We start from the raw sequence: 24,909 nt of genomic DNA on the forward strand, positions 1-24,909 counted from the left end.
TTAAAATACAAAAACTAAGGAAATACAAGGCTTTCGGTGAATTTAAAACAATTTTTAAAGGGCCTTTGCGCTGCAAAAAACGCAAAAACCCCTTTGACAATAAACCGGTATGGTCCTTATTGTCTGTTACCGCCGAACATCTTTCTCAGCCTTATACCACTCTGCTTCTTTCTATTATATATTGATTGATCATTTTAACTATCTGCGTTTTTGTATAGGGTTTTATGATAAAGCCAAAAGCCCGGATTTTCCATGCCTCCAGCGAAAAACCGGGAATTCCGGAAAGAAGTACCACCTCCGGCGGGTTGGGAAGCTCATAGAGCTTAGCAGCAAGAGTAATTCCGCTGATGTCTGGCATGACCACATCTGAAAACACCATATCTATCGAATTTTCTCTCACATATTGCATGGCTGTAATGGCTTCATTAAAGCTGCCGCATAACTCAACTCCATCTATTTCCTTTAAAATACGAGTCAGTTTAACTAATAATTCCTCCGAGTTATCTACTACTATGACTCTGATGCACATAATGCCTCCCTGGTTCTTTTAATCTTTTTTCATTAAATGTAATAATGCTATTATACTTAGAATTGCATATTCTTTCAACGGGGGACTGAAATAAAACATTGGATCAGCTGGATTTGAGGTTGGTTATTTTCTTTTTTCCGCCCTGTATCTGACTATTTTTGATTATACAATCCATGAGCTTGCCTTGCTTACAGTGAAAGGATATGCTGTAATTCATGTTCTTATTTTCCTTAACAAGTTTATTCATAACCTGTCTGACACCATTCTATTCCATGTCCTTTCAATATTCCGGCTTGCTTTTATTGAAATAACTTCTGTGTAAAAACAAAGGGAAATTCTCTGAAAACATGTAAAGTACCAAAAGTTTCCTAATCCCATTTCTCAGCATAAAATATATAGCAGGCATTATTATGCGCTGTTTTTTATATTGACTAGTAAAATATGGGGAGGAATTAGAATGAGTAATTCCGCACTACAAATCGACTTAAATGCTGCCTTATCAATTGGAACCGGATCAAATGTCCTCTTTGATTCAATCATTTATCTTTCAGGAAATATCAGCTATAATCCATCAACTGGCACTGTTACTATTCCTGAGGCTGGAAGATATGTTATTCATTGGTGGCTAGCAACACAGTCGTCAGCATCTTTAAATGGATCTGCTTTCGCCATATCCTCATCACAGGGAGACTTTATAATAGGTAATTCTCCTATAAAAACAGGAGAGGTGTATGGAGTTGGAATTATTGAGGTTACAGCTCCACCCGTTACTTTTTCTCTTGTAAACATTAGTACATCAACGGTATATCTTTCTCAACAGGTTCCGCTGAGGGGAACGCTGGTTGTTGTTGAGGTTGAAACAGAAGAGATTACTGGGCCTACTGGACCTACCGGACCCATTGGACCTACTGGCGATACCGGACCCACTGGGCCTACTGGTGACACTGGACCTACCGGACCCATCGGACTTACGGGCGATACTGGGCCTACTGGCGATACTGGACCCACTGGACCCATCGGACTTACGGGCGATACTGGTCCTACTGGCGACACCGGGCCTACCGGACCCACTGGGCCTACTGGGCCCATCGGACTTACCGGTGACACTGGGCCTACGGGCGATACCGGACCCATTGGATCTACTGGCGATACTGGGCCTACTGGGCCTATTGGACTGACCGGTGATACTGGACCTACTGGCAATACCGGACCCATTGGACCTACTGGTGATACTGGGCCTACTGGGCCTATTGGACTGACCGGTGATACTGGACCTACTGGTGACACCGGACCTACCGGCGATACCGGGCCTACTGGTGATACTGGACCTACCGGACCTATCGGCCTTACCGGCGATACCGGACCTACTGGTGACACTGGACCTACCGGGCCCATCGGACCTACTGGTGACACCGGGCCTACTGGTGACACCGGACCTACCGGGCCCATCGGACCTACTGGTGACACCGGACCTACCGGGCCCATCGGTCTTACCGGCGACATCGGACCCACCGGGCCTACTGGTGACACCGGGCCTACCGGACCCATCGGACCTACTGGTGACACCGGACCCACTGGGCCCATCGGTCTTACTGGCGATACCGGACCCACTGGGCCTATCGGACTTACCGGCGATACTGGGCCCACCGGACCTATCGGGCTCACGGGTGATACCGGACCCACTGGTGACACTGGTCCTACCGGACCCATCGGACTTACCGGTGACACTGGACCTACTGGCGATACCGGACCCATTGGACCTATTGGCGATACTGGGCCTACTGGGCCTATTGGACTGACCGGTGACACTGGGCCTACCGGACCCATTGGGCTGACCGGCGACACTGGACCTATTGGGCCTACCGGTGATACTGGACCTACCGGACCCACCGGGCTTACGGGTGATACCGGACCCATTGGACCTACTGGTGATACTGGACCTATTGGACTGACCGGTGATACTGGGCCCACCGGGCCTGCTGGTGACACCGGGCCTACTGGTGACACCGGACCCACCGGACCTGCTGGTGACACTGGACCTACTGGTGACATCGGACCCACTGGGCCCATCGGTCTTACCGGCGATACCGGACCCACCGGACCTGCTGGTGACACTGGACCTACTGGTGACACCGGACCTACCGGGCCCATCGGTCTTACCGGCGACATCGGACCCACCGGGCCTACTGGTGACACCGGGCCTACCGGACCCATCGGACCTACTGGTGACACCGGACCCACTGGGCCCATCGGTCTTACTGGCGATACCGGACCCACTGGGCCTATCGGACTTACTGGCGATACTGGGCCCACCGGGCCTACTGGTGACACTGGACCTATCGGACTTACCGGCGATACTGGGCCCACCGGACCTATCGGGCTCACGGGTGATACCGGACCCACTGGTGACACTGGTCCTACCGGACCCATCGGACTTACCGGTGACACTGGACCTACTGGCGATACCGGACCCATTGGACCTATTGGCGATACTGGGCCTACTGGGCCTATTGGACTGACCGGTGACACTGGGCCTACTGGACCCATCGGGCTGACCGGCGATACCGGGACCACTGGGCCTACTGGTGACACTGGGCCTACCGGACCCATTGGGCTGACCGGCGACACTGGACCTATTGGGCCTACCGGTGATACTGGACCTACCGGCCCCACCGGGCTTACGGGTGATACCGGACCCATTGGACCTACTGGCGATACTGGGCCTATTGGACTGACCGGTGACACTGGGCCTACTGGCGATACCGGACCCATTGGACCTACTGGTGATACTGGGCCTATTGGACTTACCGGTGATACTGGGCCTACTGGGCCCATCGGACTTACCGGTGACACTGGACCTACTGGTGATACTGGGCCTACTGGGCCTATTGGACTGACCGGTGACACTGGGCCTACTGGACCCATCGGGCTTACGGGTGATACCGGCCCCATCGGACTTACCGGTAACACTGGACCTACTGGTGATACCGGGCCCATCGGACTGACCGGTGACACTGGGCCTACTGGACCCATCGGACTTACCGGTGATACTGGACCTACTGGCGATACCGGACCCATTGGACCTACTGGTGATACTGGGCCTACTGGGCCTATTGGACTGACCGGTGACACTGGACCTACCGGCCCCACCGGGCTTACGGGTGATACCGGCCCCATCGGCCCTACTGGCGATACTGGGCCTACCGGTCCCATCGGACTTACCGGTAACACTGGACCTACTGGTGATACCGGGCCCATCGGACTGACCGGTGATACTGGGCCTACTGGACCCATCGGACTGACCGGTGATACTGGACCTACTGGCGATACCGGACCCATTGGACCTACCGGTGATACTGGGCCTACTGGACCCATCGGGCTTACGGGTGATACCGGCCCCATCGGCCCTACTGGCGATACTGGGCCTACCGGTCCCATCGGACTTACCGGTAACACTGGACCTACTGGTGATACCGGGCCCATCGGACTGACCGGTGATACCGGGCCCATCGGACTGACCGGTGATACTGGGCCTACTGGACCCATCGGACTTACCGGTGACACTGGGCCTACTGGACCCATCGGACTTACCGGTGATACTGGACCTACTGGCGATACCGGACCCATTGGACCTACTGGTGATACTGGGCCTACTGGGCCTATTGGGCCTACCGGTGATACTGGACCTACCGGCCCCACCGGGCTTACGGGTGATACCGGACCCATTGGACCTACTGGCGATACTGGGCCTACTGGGCCTATTGGACTGACCGGTGACACTGGGCCTACTGGTGACACTGGACCTACCGGAACCATCGGACTCACGGGCGATACCGGGCCTACTGGACCCATCGGGCTGACTGGTGACACTGGACCTACCGGGCCCATCGGACTTACGGGCGATACCGGCCCAACTGGGCCGACTGGCAATACTGGACCTACCGGGCCCATCGGACTTACGGGCGATACCGGACCTACGGGCCCTACTGGACCCACAGGACTTACGGGCGATACTGGACCTACTGGCAACACCGGGCCTACCGGGCCCATCGGACTTACAGGTGATACCGGACCCACAGGACCTACTGGCGATACTGGACCTACCGGGCCCATCGGACTTACGGGCGATACCGGACCTACGGGTCCAACTGGCGACATTGGGCCTACTGGTGACACTGGACCTACCGGTGATACTGGACCTACTGGCCCCATCGGACTTACGGGCGATACCGGACCTACGGGTCCAACTGGCGGAGTAGTCAGTGCTTTTGGAGGCTTGATGTCGGAGCTGGGAACCTTAGCGTTGACCACCACACCGGTCACGGTTCCTATGACCATTCAAACCACGGCATCAGACAATGTTGACTATACAACAGCAAATACCATTACAATCGTAGAGAGCGGCGTATACCGTATTGACGTGCTTATAGCTGGAGCCAGTTCCTCAGATGAAGATGTTCTTGCCTCGTTTGTCATTAACGGAACGCCCCAAACCACCATGCAACAGTCCTTGCAGGCAACCAGTGATACAACGACCACATTTGCAATGGCAGACTATTATACACTCACCGCCGGAGACCTCCTGACACTTCAGATGCAGTCGCTCGTTGCACCAATTACTTTCTTCTTTCCCGCCACGGGATTAGGAGCACGCATATTGGTAGAGCGAATCGCTTAGAATATAAGTTGCTATATGCTATTATCAGAGGATTGCCATATGGTAATCCTCTGTAATTTATAGCAGAAATAGGCGATTTTATAGAACGGGGGGCAGCAGGTTCTATATCATAGTACATTTTTGGCATATATATCAATACAAAAAAGACGGAGAGGCCCTGCATATTAATACCTCTGTGTTTGCATATTTGACCAGCCAAAACCTCTATGTTGAAAACTTTGCTTCGCGTACCGTGGTAGAACGCTTTTCTAATGTGGTATGGCCATTGAACAAATTCTGTAAAGTACGAAACTCAAAGTTCTTCTCTTATAACAGGCAGAACAGGAATGCTCATTACTTTAACGCAATGCAATAACCTCAGTTGTTTATTTACATTGACTTTATGCATCCTCGCGCCTTTTACTTCTCCCGCAATCTCTTCCACAATCAGGGAAACCATTCTGTACTGTCCGCTTTATGGTACCCAGAAATACAGCAAAACCAGATTCTTTTATTATGATTTAGATGCCATCTTAGGTCACTGTGGCCATACTTTAGAGATATTTAAATGTTTAAACTCAAAGGGGCACTTGTATGCTACTGATGGAGATTCCATCGAATTGCTGCGGACAAAGTAATGTTTGAGCGCTTAGGTTATAGCCCGGAAATTTTAACGGTCATGCAAACAAACTTTTCCAATTACGGACGATCCTCATTCCTCAGAAGTCTATGGTGCCATTATTCACGTAATCAAAAAAAGGTACTGGCATTACAACAACAAGCCAGCTCCAGTAAATTATCAAAGACGCTTTGAAATTTATTTCGGAAAAGGATAGAAATAATGAAGTAAAAAAATCCTGTCAAAGATATATTAAAGCGTTGCGAATTGATATCAATCATGAATTTGAAGTGTTATATGAATTTTTAGAAAAAATTCATTCTGCCATGGCTGAGGACGGGCGTGTTGCTATCATTACTTTTTAACATGGTGAATATCGTCTCGTAAAAAAGTCCTTCTAAGGCTTCTATCGTGGAGGTATCTATAAAGAAATAGCTCCTAAGGCTATTCAGCCATCAGCAGCTAAATGTGGTTTTAATAGCCGTGCTCGATGTGCAAAATCTCATTAGTCTATAAAAGCTTAATAGGAATAGGGTAAGTCATTATAGAAACATAACACTGACTTTGGTTAGGCTTACCCCTTTTTAGGCTTGCGGTATCAGTGAAACATAGAAGCATCATTTGGGGTAATTAATAATTTTCTGTTATTTCATCTCCAATATCTACTTTTATATTCGCTTATTTTAGGAGGGTAAAAAATGTCGCTTCTCAGCCCAATCTTTGGTCCGAAACCACTTTCAAATTATAACACTTTCGGGTTAAAGTCTATTTTTACCACCTCAACTATTATTCGTCATCAATGAATATTCCTCTTATTTTATACTATTCTAAATCAGTATTTTTCAATATCCCAACTCGCTTTTATTATAACTTCTGTGAAAAGACAAAGGGAAATTCTCTGAAAACATGTAAAGTACTAAAAGTTTCCTAATCCCATTTCTCAGCATAAAATATATAGCAGGCATTATTATGCGCTGTTTTTATATTGACTAGTAAAATATGGGGAGGAATTACAATGAGCAATTCCGCACTACAAATCGACTTAAATGCTGCCTTATCAATCGGAACCGGATCAAATGTCCTCTTTGATTCAATCATTTATCTTTCAGGAAATATCAGCTATAATCCATCAACTGGCACTGTTACTATTCCTGAGGCTGGAAGATATGTTATTCATTGGTGGCTAGCAACACAGTCGTCAGCATCTTTAAATGGATCTGCTTTCGCCATATCCTCATCACAGGGAGACTTTATAATAGGTAATTCTCCTATAAAAACAGGAGAGGTGTATGGAGTTGGAATTATTGAGGTTACAGCTCCACCCGTTACTTTTTCTCTTGTAAACATTAGTACATCAACGGTATATTTTTCTCAACAGGTTCCGCTGAGGGGAACGCTGGTTGTCGTTGAGGATGAAACAGAAGAGATTACTGGACCTACTGGGCCTACCGGACCCACTGGACCTACGGGACCTACCGGCGCTTCCGGTATCACTGGGCCCACTGGGCCTGCCGGGCCTACGGGGCCTGCTGGTGACACGGGGCCTATCGGACCTACTGGCCCTACCGGTATTACTGGACCTACCGGATCTGTTGGTGCCACCGGGCCTACCGGACCTATCGGTGCCACCGGGCCTACTGGGCCTATTGGTGCTACTGGGCCTACCGGTTCTACGGGGCCTGTTGGATCTACAGGGGCTACTGGACCTACTGGTGATACTGGGCCCACCGGGCCTGCTGGTGACACTGGGCCTACCGGCGATACTGGACCCATCGGACCTACCGGCGATACCGGGCCTACTGGAACCATCGGACTTACCGGTGATACTGGGCCCACCGGGCCTGCTGGTGACACTGGGCCTACCGGCGATACTGGACCCATCGGACCTACCGGCGATACTGGGCCTACCGGACCTACCGGCGATACCGGGCCTACTGGAACCATCGGACTTACCGGTGATACTGGGCCCACCGGGCCTGCTGGTGACACTGGATCTACCGGGCCTATCGGACCTATTGGTGACACTGGGCCTACTGGACCCATCGGGCTAACGGGCGATACCGGATCTACTGGACCCATCGGACCTACTGGCGATACTGGGCCTACCGGGCCTATCGGTCTTACCGGTGATACTGGCCCCACCGGACCTACCGGCGATACCGGGCCTACTGGAACCATCGGACTTACCGGTGATACTGGGCCCACCGGGCCTGCTGGTGACACTGGACCTACCGGGCCTATCGGACCTACTGGTGACACTGGGCCTACCGGCGATACCGGACCTACTGGTGACACCGGGCCCACCGGACCTATCGGTCTTACCGGCAATACTGGGCCCACCGGGCCTACTGGTGATACTGGACCTATCGGCCTTACCGGCGATACCGGACCTACTGGTGACACTGGACCTACCGGGCCCATCGGACCTACTGGTGACACCGGATCCACTGGGCCCATCGGTCTTACCGGTGATACTGGCCCCACCGGGCCTACTGGTGACACCGGACCCACCGGGCCTACTGGTGACACTGGACCTACCGGGCCCATCGGACCTACTGGTGACACCGGGCCCATCGGTCTTACCGGCGACACCGGACCCACCGGGCCTACCGGACCCATCGGACCTACTGGTGACACCGGACCCACTGGGCCCATCGGTCTTACGGGCGATACCGGACCCACTGGGCCTATCGGACTTACTGGCGATACTGGGCCCACCGGACCTACTGGTGATACCGGGCCCATCGGACTTACTGGCGATACCGGGCCTACTGGTGACACTGGACCTATCGGACTTACCGGCGATACTGGGCCCACCGGACCTATCGGGCTTACCGGTGATACCGGACCCACCGGACCTACCGGTGATACCGGACCTAATGGGCCTACTGGCGACACTGGACCCACCGGGCCTACTGGTGACACTGGACCCACCGGACCCATCGGACTTACCGGCGATACCGGACCCACTGGGCCTACTGGCGACACTGGACCCACCGGGCCTACTGGTGACACCGGGCCTACCGGACCCATCGGACTTACCGGCGACACCGGGCCTACTGGTGACACTGGACCCACCGGACCCATCGGATTTACCGGCGATACCGGGCCCACCGGACCAACCGGTGACACTGGGCCCACCGGACCTATCGGACTTACCGGTGATATCGGACCCACCGGACCTGCTGGTGACACTGGACTTACCGGCGATACCGGACCTACAGGGCCTACTGGCGACACTGGACCCACTGGGCCTACTGGTGACACCGGGCTCACCGGACCTACTGGTGATACCGGGCCTACCGGGCCCATCGGACTTACTGGCGATACCGGGCCTACTGGTGACACTGGACCTATCGGACTTACCGGCGATACTGGGTCCACCGGACCTATCGGGCTTACCGGTGATACCGGACCCACAGGACCCACCGGACCCATCGGACTTACCGGCGATACCGGACCTACAGGGCCTACTGGCGACACTGGACCCACTGGGCCTACTGGCGACACTGGACCCACCGGACCCATCGGACTTACCGGCGATACCGGGCCCACCGGACCTACTGGTGACACTGGGCCCACCGGACCTATCGGACTTACCGGTGATATCGGACCCACCGGACCTGCTGGTGACACTGGACCTACTGGGCCCACCGGACCTACTGGTGACACCGGACCCACTGGGCCTATCGGACTTACCGGCGATACCGGACCCACTGGGCCTACTGGTGACACCGGGCCTACCGGACCTACCGGACCTATCGGGCTTACCGGGGACACCGGACCTACCGGACCTACCGGTGATACCGGGCCTACCGGCGATACCGGGCCAGCCGGCCTTGCATCAGGAAATATTATTCCTTTTGCGACAGGTTATGTAAATGCAACACCTGCCACAAACTCTTCTGGTGCATCATCAGCTATTTCTTTAACCGGCTATGGTGAAAGTGCAACAACGTTAACCCTGACATCCGCAACCACCTTTTCAATCAATACAGCAGACGGCTGGTATACCTTTACAATGCCAGTCGATGGAACACTTCAGTCAATTTATGCAAACTTTGCTACAGTTGCAGCATTTACACCAACTACCAATGTAACATTGTATGTGGCAATAGCAACTGCCCCATCGAACAGCGCGGATTATACAATTATCACCAGTACAATTACACCGGCAACCCAGCCCTATACGCAGGGAACTGCCTATGGAGCTTATGTAACCCGGGCAGGCTCCTCCACCGGACTGAACGTCCCGCTTACCGCAGGTACTCAGGTTGCGATCGTATTAGGATTTACTACCAGTGGCGGTACACAGGCACAAAGTCTGCCTTTCTTCTATTCAGGTGGCCTGTATATACAATAACAATGAGCAAACAAAAAGAATCAATTCTATTTAGCTCGTAATAATTGAAACTAAAAATCAGCACACTCTTCCCTTTTTAGAGGAGAGTGTGCTGATTTTAATGAAAACTTTAAGCAATGCCAACATTCTTTTTTCGCTCTTGCGGAAGCTCCTACTGAGCCAATGCATTTTTCCCTGTCTTAGCTACTTCCTCATCTTCTTTTCCAATCAGCTTTTTAATTCCTTCAAAAGCAACAATCACGCCGAGTATGAGCAGGAGTACTGCAAATACAAGCTGCAGCGCATTTCCAAATACAAACTGTCCGGAAAGTGCTGTGATCAGTTCCTTAATCTTTAATCCAAGCGCTGTGAAGGTCACGCCCAACATAATGACCATTGGCCCCCAGAGCATAAAGCCCTGGCGGTTTGTTTTCTTTAAGTATACGGCGCAAGCTATCAATGCCAGTGCGGACAAGAGCTGATTGGCGGAACCAAACAGCGGCCAGATACTGGCATATCCTGCCTGGGACAGAGCATAGCAGAGCAGCAGAGTCAGGATGGTAGAAACATATTTATTCGTCAGAAATTTATTCAACGAACCTTTTTTCTCTGGTTCCATGGAATCATCAGTAAAAAATTCCTGAAATGCGATACGCCCCACACGGGCCACAGAGTCCAGACTGGTCAGTGCAAACGCGGATATGGACAGAGTTATGAGCGTATAACACACAGATTCCGGCAAACCCAGGCTGGTTAAAAACACAGCGATGGCCCTGGCAAAAAGCTGGGGTGGCGTGCCTGCCGGCAGCCCTTCCTTTGTTGCTATAAATCCGGCTGCAATCAGCGCAGTAATTGCCAACAGGCTTTCCAGCAGCATGGCACCGAAGGAAACAGGTAAAATATTTTTCTCATTTTTGATCTGCTTTGATGCAGTTCCCGAAGCTACCAGAGAATGGAACCCTGATACGGCTCCGCAGGCAATGGTAACAAACAGGGTCGGAAACAAATAGGATACGCTTCCATTGGTACCAACCAGTTTGAATCCGGTAAAGGATGGCAGATTCATAGAAGGATTGTATACCAAAATCCCAAAAACAGCTCCGACAATCATGGCAATGAGCAAATAACTGTTCAGATAATCACGAGGCTGTAAAAGTGCCCATACCGGTGTAACACAAGCAACCAGCACATATAAGAATACAAAAATCAGCCAGGAACTCTGGGGGATATATACCGGAAAAGCAAGGCCAAGCCCAACGGCCAGCACAAGAAAAACTATGGCAGTCAATGTGTTTACTATTTTTCCGAATTTTGTGTATTTCAGGAAATATCCAAGAGCCACGGCAAATACGATAAACAGCAGGGAAGTCGTGGCAACGGCACCATTTGCCGGAATCGCCGCACCATCGGCAGAAAAACCGTTAAAGGTTCCCGCAACAATATCTGCAAAGGCAGCTACCACCAGGATGGAAAACAGCCAGGTAAATAATAGGAATAACTGTTTTCCCAATTTTCCTATATAAAGTTCAATAATGTATCCAATGGAACGCCCTTTGTTCTTTACAGACGCATACATAGAAGAAAAATCCTGTACTGCTCCAAAGAAAACACCGCCCAGCAGTATCCAGAGCATAACCGGCAGCCAGCCAAACATGGCAGCCTGAATCGGTCCGTTTATGGGGCCTGCACCTGCAATTGATGCAAACTGATGTCCAAAAACAACATTGGTATCAGCAGGAACATAATCCACTCCATCCTCCATTTCAAAAGCAGGAGTCTTCGCTTTCGGATCGATCCCCCATGTCCTGGCAAGATATCTGCCATAGATTAAATAGGCGCCGCCTAATACCACAACGGCCAGCAGCATCATTGTTAAACCATTCATACTCTCTCTCCTTTTCCATTTTAATAAGAACTTTCATTCCTAATAACAATCGATAAACCGAAAAAAACGTCCCTGCATCAAAAGATGCAGAGACGAATCAATCAATCCGCGTTACCACTCTGTTTGCCACGCAAACGCAGCCACTTCAATCCACTGCCTGTCGGGCAGCAGCTCTTTGTTAACGGAAAGATCCCCGTCCAAACCTAATCGCATTTCCTGTCGGGAAAGCTTTCAGCCCGGAACTCCTGGGCGAGATCATGCTCTTTCCTTTGCGCCCTTTCCACCAGCCGGGCCGCTCTCTGTAAAGGAATGTGGGGCGGAGTCATGATATGTCCCAATCATCATTTTTTCGATATAACTCTTGTTGAAGAGCAGTGTATCACTTTACTTTTGGAAAATCAAGAAATTTTAACGTTTTCTTTATACCTAATATCCATAGCTTCCATAACCCCAGGTTATATACAGGACCTTCCGGTTTTAAACGACAATAATACCGCCGTTTTTCTCTATATTTACCACCGGATGCCTCTTAAAATAATCCAGGGACAGCTGTGGGACCTCTTTGTTAATACGCTTTAATATCCGGCATTCCTTGTATACCTCATATCCGCCAGTACCGCTGGCCCGGTAATCGCTCATGCAGAGACTTAAGGAACGGCCTGCAAGAGGCTCTCCCCTATACAGGATCCTTTTCACCCGGTTTCCCACAGATTCTTTTAAGTCCACTTCAAAGGTAATGCCGGAAAAATAGTCATAATTATAATGTTCCACCTTTGGCTTTAAGAATACATCTGAAATCTTTAACTCCCCATCTCTTAGAGTAAAGTATTCGGCGCACCGCTCCAAGGCCTTCTTAAGGGATCCCTCATTTACTTCCAGGACCACAAGGGTATTGGAAAACGGATACACCCGCACCAGATCCCGCATGGTCACATGGTCCGGCAGGCTGATGGACGAATTTCCCAGGCCAACACAGGAGATATCAGCTCCCGAATATTCCAGCTGGACCTGGTTAAAAAAATCTGCAATGGCTGACCCTTTAAGAGCCATCTCAAGCTTACCCTTTTCCGGAACCGGCTCTTTTAAGCGGCCGATGTCCACATCCAGCCATTCCTGCACCGCCTCTTCCAAAGGCAGCAGGGATTCGTATGGCTCTTTTCCATGAACTCCCCCGGCAGGGCAGATGGAGGAATCCACAGAAACTTTTCCATCCTCCACCCTGATATCCACACAGGCGTACTGCAGGGCATTAGGGGCAAGCTGCAGGGTATGAGTTCCATAAAGCTCTCTTCCTGGAACAGACATGTGCTGGTGGGCAGTCAAAAGGAGGTCATAATCCAGCTCCCTTAAAATGCGGCAGCCCACATTTTCCCCCGTAGTACTTAAAACCGTTCCGTTGTCAAGATCACACTCATAGCCGCCGTGATAAATGCATACGGTAACATCCGCCTGACTCTTTAATCGTAACAGTTCCTCCGAAGCCGCTTCAAACGCATCGGTGATCCGGATCTTTTCCAAGTGCTCCGGCTGTTCCCATACGTTTACATAATCCGTTACAACTCCTGTCACTCCCAAGCGGAGCCCGTTCTCCAGGGTAAAGATATGGCTCTTTACTATCCTGGCCTTACCTTCTAAATCCCTGGCATTGGCACAAAGGCAGACTCCCTGAAGGGCCTGAAAGTACTCCGCAAGGCGCTCATAGCCGAAATTAAAATCATGGTTGCCCGGAACAACGGCATCATAGCCTGCCGCGTTGTATACCCTTGCAATTGGGTCTGCTTCCGGAACAACCTCCATCTGAGAAGAAATGTAGGTTGCCAGGGGAGCCCCCTGGAGCGTATCCCCTCCGTCAAAAACAAGGGTATTTCCGTCCTTCTTAAAGTTGGAGATGCAGTTTAAAAGACCCATAGGCCGCTCTTCTCTGTCCCCGTAAGAAGTGGGAAATAAATATCCGTGAACATCTGAAGTGTAATAAATTCTTGCCTGTTTCTCCAACTGATCACCCCCTGGCCAGCTTCACGCGGATTTTGGTAGATATGTACTCCACGATGAGAACCAGGATCACCAGACCCACCAGAATCGCTCCCGCCTCATTCCACCGGTAGGAATTCATGGCAAAAATCAGGGGCGCGCCGATGCCTCCGGCTCCCACCAGCCCCAGAACCGTTGCATCCCTTAAATTAATGTCAAACCGGTAGATTACCGTTGATGCGAAATTTGGAATCAGCTGAGGCAGAATTCCATACCGTATCTTCTGAAATGTGTTGCAGCCGCAGGCATCCAGGGATTCCAAAATCCTGGTGTCTAAGTCTTCTATGGCTTCAATATACATCTTTGATACCATGCCGATGGAACAGACGGACATGGTTAAAAGTCCGGTGAATGCGCCGGGTCCGCTGACACGTATGAACATAAGGCCATATACAAAGGCCGGAATAGTCCTCACAGCCATGATCACCAGACGGCTGAGATAGGCAATGGGGGCCGGCATCAAATTGGAAGCAGATAAAAAGGACAAGGGAATGGCAAGAAATGCCCCCACAAGGGTCCCTAAAAATGCAATACAAATCGTTTCCAAAAGAAGGTAGGGAACTCCCTGTACGGTTAGGTTAAACAGCAGCTTCCTGTCGGGATGAAATATCCCGTTTAAAATATTTCCGGCGATTTTAAGTCCCCCAAGACCACCGCCTGAAAAGTCTACGGCAGATCCGGACCATAAAATGAGAGCCAGTACGATGATGGACACGGTGATCCGGTAAACCGTGTTTCTTGGGCGCTCTTCATATGCTTTTTCAATCTGTTTATTCATCTGTCAGCCCTCCTACACCAGCTTCCGGCGGCAGTAACGGCTCACCGACTCGATCAAAAATACGGCAACAAACAGCATGATAAGAATCATGCCCACACTGGGGTATTCCCTCCAGCCTAATTTCTCATTGAGGATCAGCCCCAGGCCGCCTGCACCTACATAACCTAAAATGGCCGCATAGCGGACATTTCCCTCAAAACAGAACAATCCATTGGAAATATAGGAAGGAAGCACCTGAGGAATGATGGCGCTTACAAAGGCCCGGACCTTGGTTGCTCCAATGGCTTCCATGGCTTCAAAGGCTCCCATATCGGCAGTCTCGATCTCTTCATATAAAATCTTCCCCATATAGGCAAAGGTAAAAACCCCAATGGCCGTGGTTCCTGCCAAAGTGCCCAGGCCGAACACATAGGTGGCAATAAGAGCAGTCACCAGGGTAGGAAGGGTTCTTACAACGCTTAAGAACAGCCTCATCACGCTGACCGCTGCAGGGCTTTTTATAATGTTGGTGGAAGCAGCCATTGCAAAGGGAATGACCAGCACCGCCCCTGTCACTGTCCCAAGAAGAGACATTTTAATGGTGTCAAACAGGGGCTTCCACACCTGGGAGCTGTAGGAAAAAGCGGGAGGAACCATCATTCCCAGAATAACAAAGAACTGATTACCCCTTTCTGCTAAGACCCTCATATCAAAACCGGTGATTTTTACGGACAGCACGGTTAAGAACACCAGGATCAATGCCGCCAGAGGAAGCCTGGAAAACGGCCGAAAGACGGTCTTTCCGTTGGACAATACCATTTTCCTGGGCGGAAATATCTTGTCATAGAAACTCATCCTGCCGCCTCCTCTTCTTTTCCTTCATATATTTCATTTAAAATATCCTGGGTAACTTCCGAAGCAGGGCCGTCGTACACGATCTGTCCCGCCCTTATGCCCACGACCCGGCTGGCATATTGGAGCGCTAAGTCCACATGGTGGATGTTTAGCAGGATGGTAATGTTCATTTCTTTGTTGATCCTTAAGAAATCACCCATGACTTGTTTTGCAGTGACCGGGTCAAGGGAAGCCACCGGCTCATCCGCCAGGATGATCTGGGGATTCTGGGCCAGGGTTCTTGCAAGAGCAACCCTCTGCTGCTGGCCTCCGGACAACTGATCCGCACGGACAAAGGCCTTGTCAAGGATCCCCACCTTGTCAAGAGCCTCCAAAGCTCCCAGCTTATCCTCTTTTGGGTAAATGCCCAATAAAGCCTTTAGAAACGGCAGATCCGGCACCTTTGACATGAGAACATTGTTAATGACCAGGGTCCTGGTCACCAGGTTAAAGGACTGAAAGATCATGCCGATCCTGCGGCGGAAACGCCTTAACTCCTTTCCCTTTAACTGCATCACATCGGTCCCATTCACGGTTAAGGTTCCTCCTGTAATGTCATGCATGCGGTTGATGGTCCGGAGAAGTGTGGATTTTCCTGCACCGGAAAGGCCGATGATCGCCACAAATTCCCCCTGTTCAATTTTCAGGTTAATATCTTTTAAGGCATGAAAGCCATTGGGATACTTTTTGTCCACCTGATTAAATTCAATCATATTTTCCTCATTTCCCAGGATAGAGAGAGGAGGCGCCGCAAATGTTTTCCGTTTACGACGCCTCCGCAGCCTGTGTGTATTATTTATTTTGCATTTAATTCCTTGATCATCTTCTGTGCCGCACGTTCATTATCGTAATCAGAACTCTGTGCCGGCTTATATCCCTTATGGCTGTAGATGGCAATGACTTCCTTGCCCTCATCCGTATTGCCGATGTTGATAAATGCGTTCTGAACTGCCTTTTTAAAATCATCATCCATGATTTTGGAAGTCTTGCTCACGCTGACCGTATCATTGAAAATGGGAGGAGTCACACCGATGACACCTGTTTCTTCCCAGATGGAGCCGGCTCTGCCATATTCGGATTTCCATTTCTCCTCATAGTCCCTGCGGGCATCTGCATAGGTACAGAGAACATCCACCTGACCGGAAGCAAGTCTTGCAAATGCGCTTCCATAGGAATCAGACTGTACTGCATGGGAAAGGTTTAACATGTTTTTCTGGAAATTATCCTGAAGCCATAAGGATGGGTAAATGTATCCTGCCGGTGAGGAGGATGACATAACGCTCCAGTTTGCTCCGTCTAAATCCTCAAAGGTCAATGCTTCGCCCTTGTTTACCTTGTCTGTCAATGCTTTCCCCTTTTCAGAAGGACCTGCAATGATAAGAGCCCGGTAGGAAGTTGCCTGGTCCGTAGTGCCTTCCGTGGCCTTTCCGTCATTCCAGTCCTTTGCAGAATCGGAGTTTTTGCTCAGTGCATCTCTGGTGGCCGTAAGAATTACTTCTGCCCCATCATCATAAAGGACATAAGTACCTCCGGGAATCAGGCCGATATCCGCAGTGCCTGCAGAAAGGGCTTCTCCAACCGCTTCGTAGCTGGTTCCTACCGTGATCACTACTTCACCGATATCATAACCTTCTTTTCCCAGCTCTGACTTCAGCATGTCTTTTAAAGGCTCTGTGGCGGTTACGATCTCTTCCGGTTCTCTGGAAGGAACAAAATATACGTTCAGTTTGTCAATCTTCTTGTTCTCAGCTTTTGCCTCCGCCTTTGTGGTCTCTCCTGCCGCAGGCGATGCTGCCTCTGTCCCTGCTGCGGTTGTGGCTCCTGTTTGGCTGCCGCCAGAACATCCTCCGATCATTGCTGCACAAAGTGCTGCTGCCATTAATACAGAAACTGTTTTTTTCATACTGCTCTCCTTTTCCGTGATTCATCGGTTCTTGGGATCATGGGTCATCACGCACTGTCCCCGACTTCAAGCTTTGTTGGGAGATAAATTGTCATATTGTCTTTACGGCCTTCCTGGATCTGTTCCAGCAGAAGCTTGATCGCTGTCTGCCATACGATATCAGGAAACATCCGGACCTTAGTATAGGACGGCCATTTGGATTCCAGGGTCTCAATATCCTTATAGATGACCACTGCCACATCCTTTGGGACACGCAGGCCCGCATCCTGGAACGCTTCCAATGCGCCTTCCGCCACTTCTTCGCTTCCTAAGAGCACCGCTTCCGGCAGACGGCCTGATTCCACAGCCCGTTTTGCCTGCTCATAGCCGCTTTCCCTGCTGATATCGCCTATGTAAAAATTCTCTTCTTTGTAAAGGCCTCTCTGCATAAAAGCTGCCTGGATTCCTTCCAGCCTCCTGTAACCGATCTTTACCTGGCCTTCCTCATAAAGGCCTCCTATGTAGCCGACGCTGCAGTATTTTTTCCGTTCCATGAGATAATCCAGCATTTCATGGATCCCCTTATTAAAATCCATAACAATGCTGTCGTACTCATAATCCTTTGGATCCGAATTAATGAATACAATAGAATAGCTCTGCATCCGCAAAAACTCCATCTCTTCCTCAGAAAAAACGCCGAAGGCCATGATACCGTCGTACTGTCCCGGCTTATTTTTATCCAGCCGTTCAAAACGCACATCATTTTTCCCTGACATGGATTTTACGATCACGTCCAGGGAGGAAAGCCTGATGTTGGTTCTGTCCTTCCGGATAATATGCCAGTCAGCCACTCCTATGACAATTCCTCTTTCTTTCTGCGTATGACGCCTCCTGGGTGGGACATATTTTAATTCGTGGGCAATTCTAAATATCCTTTTTTTCACTTCCGGGCTCACCACAATGGTATCGTCCTGGTTCAAGACCCTTGACACCGTTGCAATGGATACATCCGCAAGCTGCGAAATTTCTTTTATTGTAGCCATAATCTATATCCTCACCTTTCAATTTTCATTATAATTGCAGTTTCTGCCACCGTCAATAAGCAAAGTAAAATTTTACTAAATTTTTACCATACTGTTACTATAAGTTTAAAAAAAGGATGTCCCAAACGTATATTTCAAAACAGCAAACATACTTGAGACATCCTCTCCCTACACCCATATGGCCTTACCCACAGGATCCATAACCTTATCCGGAATGCCGCTTGACCGGCAGCAGCAGACCCGGTTTCCTCTCCATGGCCTCTCATTATAAGGCCGGTATAAGGCTTTTTAAGGGACAGGCTTCTCCCCGTTTCCTCCCAGGTTCAGCTTTGCAAAGGCATCTGCAAAGGCTGAATTAATGGGTTGACTCCCTTCCTTTTTCTGTTCGTTCAAATACTTTGACACATCCCTTTTGGATACTCCGGCACCTTCCCTGGCACGCCTTTCTTTAAAGGAAGAGAGCTTTTCCTTATAGCCGCATTTGCAGATAAAGATCTGTCCATCCCCTTTTCCCTTAAGCTCCAGCTTCTTATGGCAGACCGGACATCTGGCATTGCTGGTCCTGGAGACCACCTCCCTGTGACCGCATTCCCGGTCCTGGCAAACAAGCATCTCACTGTTTTTCCCCTTTACTGCCAGCATCCGCTTTCCGCAGACCGGGCATTTGTGACTGGTTAAGTTGTCATGGTTAAAGCTGCCTTCCCCTGACCTGATCTGATGGATCAATTCCCCGGAGTACTGCCTGATGTCCTTCATGAATGCGGCCCGCTTTAATTTTCCTCCTGCAATTTCAGATAATTTCATCTCCCATTGGGCGGTAAGCTCCGGTTTTTTTAAATCTTCTGGCACAAGGTTAAGGAGCTGCCTGGCCTTGGAGGTCAGATAAATATCCTTCCCCCGCTTTTCTAAAAGAAAGCCGGAAAACAGCTTTTCAATGATATCCGCTCTTGTAGCCACGGTCCCAAGTCCCCCTGTTTCTCCCAAGGCCTTCGCCATGTCCTTGTCCTTTGTTTCCATATAAGAAACCGGATTTTCCATGGCAGTGAGAAGGGACGCTTCCTGAAACGGGGCCGGAGGCTTTGTTTTTCCTTCCGTCATGGTCACAGTCAGCCCTGTGATACGGTCCCCTTTTTTCATGGCAGGAAGATTCTGCTCCTTTAATTCCTGCTCTTCCTCTTCCTCATCCTGATTATCATAAACTTCCTTCCAGCCCTGGGCTTTCACGGTCTTTCCCCTGGCCGCAAGTGTCTCTCCACCTAAATCCAGGGTAATTTCCGTCTGTTCATATTCAAAGGGCGGATACAGTACAGCTAAAAATCTGCGGACCACCAGATCATAGATCTTCCGCTCATCAATAGTCATATGGTCCAGCTGGACAAACTGCTCTGTTGGAATGATGGCATGATGGTCCGTCACCTTCTTATCGTTTACAAAGGAAGGAGCTGCCTTGATTTTCTGGTTTGCCAGCCTTCCGGCCAGCTTCCGGTACGGCCCAACGCCGCAGGCTTCCAGCCTTTCCTTTATTGATGGAACAATATCCGAGCTTAAATACCTGGAATCCGTTCTGGGGTAAGTCAGGACCTTGTGGTTTTCATAGAGCCTCTGCATGATGTTCAAAGTCTCTTTTGCAGAATAGTTAAACCGGCGGTTGGCTTCCCTTTGAAGCTCTGTCAGATCATAAAGCTGAGGCGGATCCGTTTTCTTTGGAGCGCTTTTCACCTCAGTGATCACTCCTTCGCCTATTGCCTTCATATGATCAAAAAGGGCTTCCACCCGGTCCTTGTCAAAGGAACGGAAGCTTTTTGATTTCTCATCCCGCCAGGTAAAGGAAAGGGCCGGACTGGCACATTTGGCCGTTATCCCATAATAGGGCTTTGGAACAAAATTTTTGATTTCTTCCTCCCGCCTTGCGATGATGGCAAGGGTGGGAGTCTGTACCCGGCCGCAGCTTAAGCTGGCATTGTACTTACAGGTCAGCGCCCTGGTGGCGTTGATGCCCACCAGCCAGTCCGCCTCGGCGCGGCACATGGCAGCATCGTATAAGTTGTCGTACTCATGACCGTTTTTTAATTTTGCAAATCCTTCTTTAATGGCTTTGTCTGTGACGGAAGAGATCCACAGCCTTTTTATTGGCTTTTTATTCCCTGCCTTCTCCAGGATCAGCCTGGCCACAAGCTCCCCCTCCCGTCCGGCATCGGTAGCAATGATGATTTCTCCCACATCTGCCCGGTGGATCTGGGCTTTTACCACCCGGTACTGCTTTCCGGTCTGTTTGATGACTTCCAGCCGGAACTGGTCCGGCATCATGGGAAGATCCTCCATTTTCCATTCCTTATATTTGGGATCGTAATCTTCCGGGTCAGCCAATGTGACCAGATGGCCCAGCCCCCAGGTAACCACATAAGTCTCCCCTTCTATTACTCCGTCATGATTTTTTGTACAATGAAGCACCCGGGCAATATCCCTGGCAACCGACGGCTTTTCTGCTATAATTAAAGATTTCATTTCATTCCTCCAAACTCAACTCTCACCCAATTATAGCGTATTGTCCTGGTTATTACAACTTTTACCTTGTATCCGGACCTTTTTATTTTCCAGTTAGATTCACATCAAAAAAGCCGGCCCTGTCATGCGGTAACAGGAGCGGCTTTTTTGCAGGAGTCATGATCCTTCACGGGTCAAATGAAGGATACAATCAGAGGGTTAGTCTGATGTTAGAATATTCACACGGAGTTAGTTTAAACTAACTATAGTTATAATACCACAAACCCGCTTAAAATACAAGGTTTTTTTTGAGAGTATTTCTCATTTTCAAGCTCCAGACCTTTCCTTATAATCCGGATAGGAATGAAACAGGCCTTTGACCACATCATAGGACATCTTCCTTCTGCGGAACTCATCAACGATCCCCTTATTGTTCATGGTTCTGGGCCTGCTGCCGAACCATTCATCACTGACCCGGACATCGCAGAATTGCCAGATATAAATACCGCAGATCTCACGGTGATCCAATACTGCCCGGATCTGGTTCTCCAATGCTTTGGCCTGGTATTCCTCAGACCACTTGCACATGGTCTGGGACCGATATCCGTAAATTGCACCTGCTCCGATCTCAGTCACAAGAAACGGCTTGTCTCTGCCTTGGCTCTCAGCCTGGACCCAATGGTAAATATCCTCCACATAATCTCCTACAGGCGTATCATGGTACCACTCCGGGTATAAGTTGTAGGATACGATTTCAGGAAGTCCCAGACAGATATCTGTTTTAAATTTACAGCTGGCAGAGGATCTTGGCCGTGTATCATCCAGGCTTTTGATCAAATCATACTGCTTTTTATAACAGTCATAGCCATATTCCGTGTCACTGGCGCATTCATTTAAGATTCCCCATATGATAACGGACGGATGGTTTATATGGGCGGTGATCATTTCTTCAATACAGCGTTCCGCCTGTTCCTCAAAGTTGGGATTTTTCATCTGCTCCAAAGTCAGCCCTCTGGCATGATTTTCTTCCCATACGAGAATTCCCTGTTCATCACATAAATCCAGAAAAAGCTCATCATTGGGATAATGGGAGGTACGGATGGAATTGGCGCCCAAATCCCTGGCGATCAGCAGATCCTGCTGCATTGCGGAAAAAGGAAGGGCACAGGCGAACATGGGATGATCTTCATGGCGGCAGAAGCCCTTGATGAGAAGCTTCCTGCCATTAAGAAGGATATCCTTTCCTTCTGTTTTGATCTCCCGGTACCCGATCCGGTCGATCAAATCGTCAATTTCCCTCCCATTTTCCGTAAGGATCCCGCGGATCTCATAAAGCCTGGGATTTTCCATCTCCCAGGTTTCCACCTCCCCGGGGAAAATATCAGCCTCAACCAGTCTTTCCTCTTCCGGACCAATGACGGCCTCATCAATCACAACACGCCTTCCATTGAGCTGGATTATGAGTCCATACCCTTTTTCTTCCGCTGATAAATTTTTTATTTTTACCAATACTTTTGTATTCCAGCCCTCTTCCAGCCGGACAGGAACTGCATGAATAAACTCAATAAAAGCATCTTCCAGAGTTTCCAATACAACTCCTCTGCTGATCCCTCCATAGCTCATATAATCATTGGGCACGTGCAGAGCACTGTTTTCATGGAAGGAATTATCCGCATACACCTCCAATAAATGATCCCCTTTGGAGACATTTTTTACGATAAAAGAAAAGGGAGTATAAGCATTATAATGCTCACCGATTACCCTTCCATCCAGGCATACCCTTGCGGTATGGCTCACACCTTTAAATACCAGCCTGATGTTGCCTTCTGCCTCCATGGTTCTTGAAAAGAGCCCTGTTCCCCGGTAATTTGATAAATCCGGAACCGTCTCCCAGCAGCAGGGAACAGCTACGCTGTATTTTTCATCTTTATGTTCCCCTGCACACGGGGATAAATTCCACAAGCTGCCGCTTAGCTCCCTGGTTTCCCTGATTTTATTGGTTTGAAATGTTCTGATCATTTATTTCCCTCTGTCTTATCTCAGACTTAAATCTTCCTGCTATTCTATGGTTTCAACAAGTCTTTTCATATAATTAATATCACTTTTCAGCTTTTCTTCTGAACTGTCTGCAGAAGAAAAGTCCTCAAATGTGATAAATCCGTCATAGCCAACCTCTTTCAGAGCCCGGAAACACCTTTCAAAGTCTGCATGCCCCTCTGCAAACGGAGCCCAGGTGGGAAGATATTTTTCTTTTCCATCCACAGGTTCCTTCACCCATTTGGCATTTTTTACGTGGATCTGATCCAGATACGGTCCTAAAATTTCAAAAGCCATCTTGTATTCTTCAAAGCCTTCATAGATCACATTTCCTGTATCATAGATCACGCCGATATAATTGGGATCAAACTGTGAGGCCAGACGGTACGCCGCGCTTGCAGACGGGGTAATGGTTCTCATATGCATTTCAAAAGCAGCCTTAACGCCGTGCTTTTTTGCCAGCTCCTCAACCTGCTTAAATCCTGCTGTTGCCTCTTCAAATAATTCGCCGTAAGTCCGTTTCCCGTCATAGGAAGGGGCATTGACCCTGATCCGTCCGCAGCCCATGGCCTTTGCCGCTGCCATACACCGTTCAATCCTGTCTCCGCTGTCCGAACATTTTAAATAGGTGGCCAGGGCATGAATGCAGATTCCGTACCGGTCGGTGAGAGCCTTTATTTCCTCCGCCTTTTTATCAATGGTTTCAATATCAATGGTGCAAAGATTGTTTCTCCAGTAAGAGGGCTCTTCCTTTAAGATTTCAGGATCATCAGGAATATCTGTTACCCTCCAGTCCACTCCGTCATACCCCAATTCTTTCATCTTTGATAATGCCTGTTCCGGCGTCATATCCGGCACACTTACTGTAAATAGTGAATATTTCATTGTCTCTCCTTTCTCATTACCCTTTGATACCGGAGCTTGCGACCCCTTCCACAAAATATCTCTGCAGGAATACGAAGAGGATCAGCACCGGTATCAGCGCTACTGTGGCTGCTGCCATGATCTGTGCATAGTTAGAGGAATACTGGGTATTAAACATCCGCAGCATCAGCTGTATGGTTTTATTTTTCTGGGACGACAGATAAATAAGGGGGCCCATAAAATCATTCCATTCAAAGGTAAAAGAGGTTATGCAAAGGGTTGCCACTGCAGGCCTTGATAAGGGAAGCATCAGCTTTGCCCATATGCCGTACTCACTTAACCCGTCAATTCTGGCTGCCTCTAACAGTTCCCCCGGAATGCCGATAAAAAACTGTCTCATGAGGAATACCCCCATAGCAGTAAACGCATGCATCAGGATTATCCCAAGATGGCTGTCCGTCAGCCCTAACCATGTCATAAGCTTATACTGGGGAACCATATAAACCTGCCAGGGAATGGATATGGTCATTACATACAGCATAAACAGCGTATCCCTTCCCTTAAATTCCAGCTTCGCAAAGGCGTAGGCTGCAAAGCTGGAGGTAATAATCTGAAGGACCGTAGTAAACAGCGTTAACTTGGCTGTATTTAAGAAACCGGTCAAAAGCGGGACCTTTTTCCATATCTCCAGATAGTTTCCCCATTGGGGTTTAGGGGGCAGCCATACAATGGGAAACGAAAACACATCTTTCTCCAGCTTTAAGGATGCGGATATCATCCATGCAAAGGGGATCAGCATAACAACCGCCATCAGAATAAGAGCGGCATAAATAAACACGTTCTTGCCTCCGGAGGCAATTACTTTCATTTGATTCCTGCTCATAA

General features: G+C 49.4%; 15 protein-coding genes. 3 read left to right on the top strand and 12 right to left on the bottom strand.

Translation table 11 applies throughout. From position 1 onward, the window contains the following. Positions 1-151 precede the first annotated feature (151 nt). Positions 152-529, bottom strand: coding sequence for a LytR/AlgR family response regulator transcription factor (locus K401_RS0106850; RefSeq protein ID WP_024292262.1), 378 nt, complete (start codon positions 527-529; stop codon positions 152-154). A 457-nt stretch (positions 530-986) separates the two neighbouring features. Here K401_RS0106850 and K401_RS34320 point away from each other — a divergent pair, with 457 nt between their 5' ends. From K401_RS34320 to K401_RS34325, 3 genes are all read left to right on the top strand, one after another. Continuing rightward, on the top strand, positions 987-5,207 hold the full coding sequence (locus K401_RS34320) for a beta strand repeat-containing protein (protein WP_024292263.1): 4,221 nt from the start codon (positions 987-989) through the stop codon (positions 5,205-5,207). 858 nt (positions 5,208-6,065) lie between these two features. Then, a complete protein-coding gene (locus K401_RS34185; protein ID WP_242837837.1) occupies positions 6,066-6,170 on the top strand; it encodes a 16S rRNA (cytosine(1402)-N(4))-methyltransferase in 105 nt (34 codons plus the stop codon). Between the two features lie 650 nt (positions 6,171-6,820). Beyond that, complete coding sequence (locus K401_RS34325; protein ID WP_024292264.1) at positions 6,821-10,168, top strand: hypothetical protein; 3,348 nt, start codon at positions 6,821-6,823, stop codon at positions 10,166-10,168. 151 nt (positions 10,169-10,319) lie between these two features. Here the strand turns inward: K401_RS34325 and K401_RS0106875 are convergent, their stop codons facing one another. The 11 genes from K401_RS0106875 to K401_RS0106930 form a co-directional block, all read right to left on the bottom strand. After that, positions 10,320-12,032, bottom strand: coding sequence for a carbon starvation CstA family protein (locus K401_RS0106875; protein WP_024292265.1), 1,713 nt, complete (start codon positions 12,030-12,032; stop codon positions 10,320-10,322). 477 nt (positions 12,033-12,509) lie between these two features. Further along, on the bottom strand, positions 12,510-14,027 hold the full coding sequence (locus K401_RS0106885; RefSeq protein WP_024292266.1) for a bifunctional metallophosphatase/5'-nucleotidase: 1,518 nt from the start codon (positions 14,025-14,027) through the stop codon (positions 12,510-12,512). 4 nt (positions 14,028-14,031) lie between these two features. Then, positions 14,032-14,841 carry a phosphonate ABC transporter, permease protein PhnE gene (phnE, locus tag K401_RS0106890; protein WP_024292267.1) on the bottom strand — a complete coding sequence of 270 codons (810 nt, stop codon included), beginning with the start codon at positions 14,839-14,841 and terminating at the stop codon, positions 14,032-14,034. 12 nt (positions 14,842-14,853) lie between these two features. Further along, a complete protein-coding gene (gene phnE / locus K401_RS0106895) occupies positions 14,854-15,675 on the bottom strand; it encodes a phosphonate ABC transporter, permease protein PhnE (RefSeq protein WP_024292268.1) in 822 nt (273 codons plus the stop codon). Beyond that, positions 15,672-16,427, bottom strand: a complete 756-nt coding sequence (phnC, locus tag K401_RS0106900; RefSeq protein WP_024292269.1) for a phosphonate ABC transporter ATP-binding protein — start codon at positions 16,425-16,427, stop codon at positions 15,672-15,674. Before phnC ends, phnE (K401_RS0106895) begins: the two co-directional genes overlap by 4 nt. 83 nt (positions 16,428-16,510) lie before the next feature. Next, the gene (locus tag K401_RS0106905; protein ID WP_024292270.1) at positions 16,511-17,617 is read right to left on the bottom strand and encodes a phosphate/phosphite/phosphonate ABC transporter substrate-binding protein; all 1,107 of its coding nucleotides are present in this window, start codon (positions 17,615-17,617) and stop codon (positions 16,511-16,513) included. Between the two features lie 47 nt (positions 17,618-17,664). Next, on the bottom strand, positions 17,665-18,639 hold the full coding sequence (locus tag K401_RS0106910; RefSeq protein WP_024292271.1) for a LacI family DNA-binding transcriptional regulator: 975 nt from the start codon (positions 18,637-18,639) through the stop codon (positions 17,665-17,667). 288 nt (positions 18,640-18,927) lie between these two features. After that, complete coding sequence (locus tag K401_RS0106915; protein WP_024292272.1) at positions 18,928-21,144, bottom strand: DNA topoisomerase III; 2,217 nt, start codon at positions 21,142-21,144, stop codon at positions 18,928-18,930. A 306-nt stretch (positions 21,145-21,450) separates the two neighbouring features. After that, the gene (locus K401_RS0106920) at positions 21,451-23,142 is read right to left on the bottom strand and encodes a glycoside hydrolase family 2 protein (protein WP_024292273.1); all 1,692 of its coding nucleotides are present in this window, start codon (positions 23,140-23,142) and stop codon (positions 21,451-21,453) included. 39 nt (positions 23,143-23,181) lie between these two features. Next, on the bottom strand, positions 23,182-24,045 hold the full coding sequence (locus K401_RS0106925; RefSeq protein WP_024292274.1) for a sugar phosphate isomerase/epimerase family protein: 864 nt from the start codon (positions 24,043-24,045) through the stop codon (positions 23,182-23,184). A 16-nt stretch (positions 24,046-24,061) separates the two neighbouring features. After that, positions 24,062-24,907, bottom strand: a complete 846-nt coding sequence (locus K401_RS0106930; protein ID WP_330363139.1) for a carbohydrate ABC transporter permease — start codon at positions 24,905-24,907, stop codon at positions 24,062-24,064. Positions 24,908-24,909: the final 2 nt, after the last annotated feature.

It is taken from the genome of Lacrimispora indolis DSM 755 (genome assembly GCF_000526995.1).
Classification (GTDB): Bacteria; Bacillota; Clostridia; order Lachnospirales; family Lachnospiraceae; genus Lacrimispora; species Lacrimispora indolis.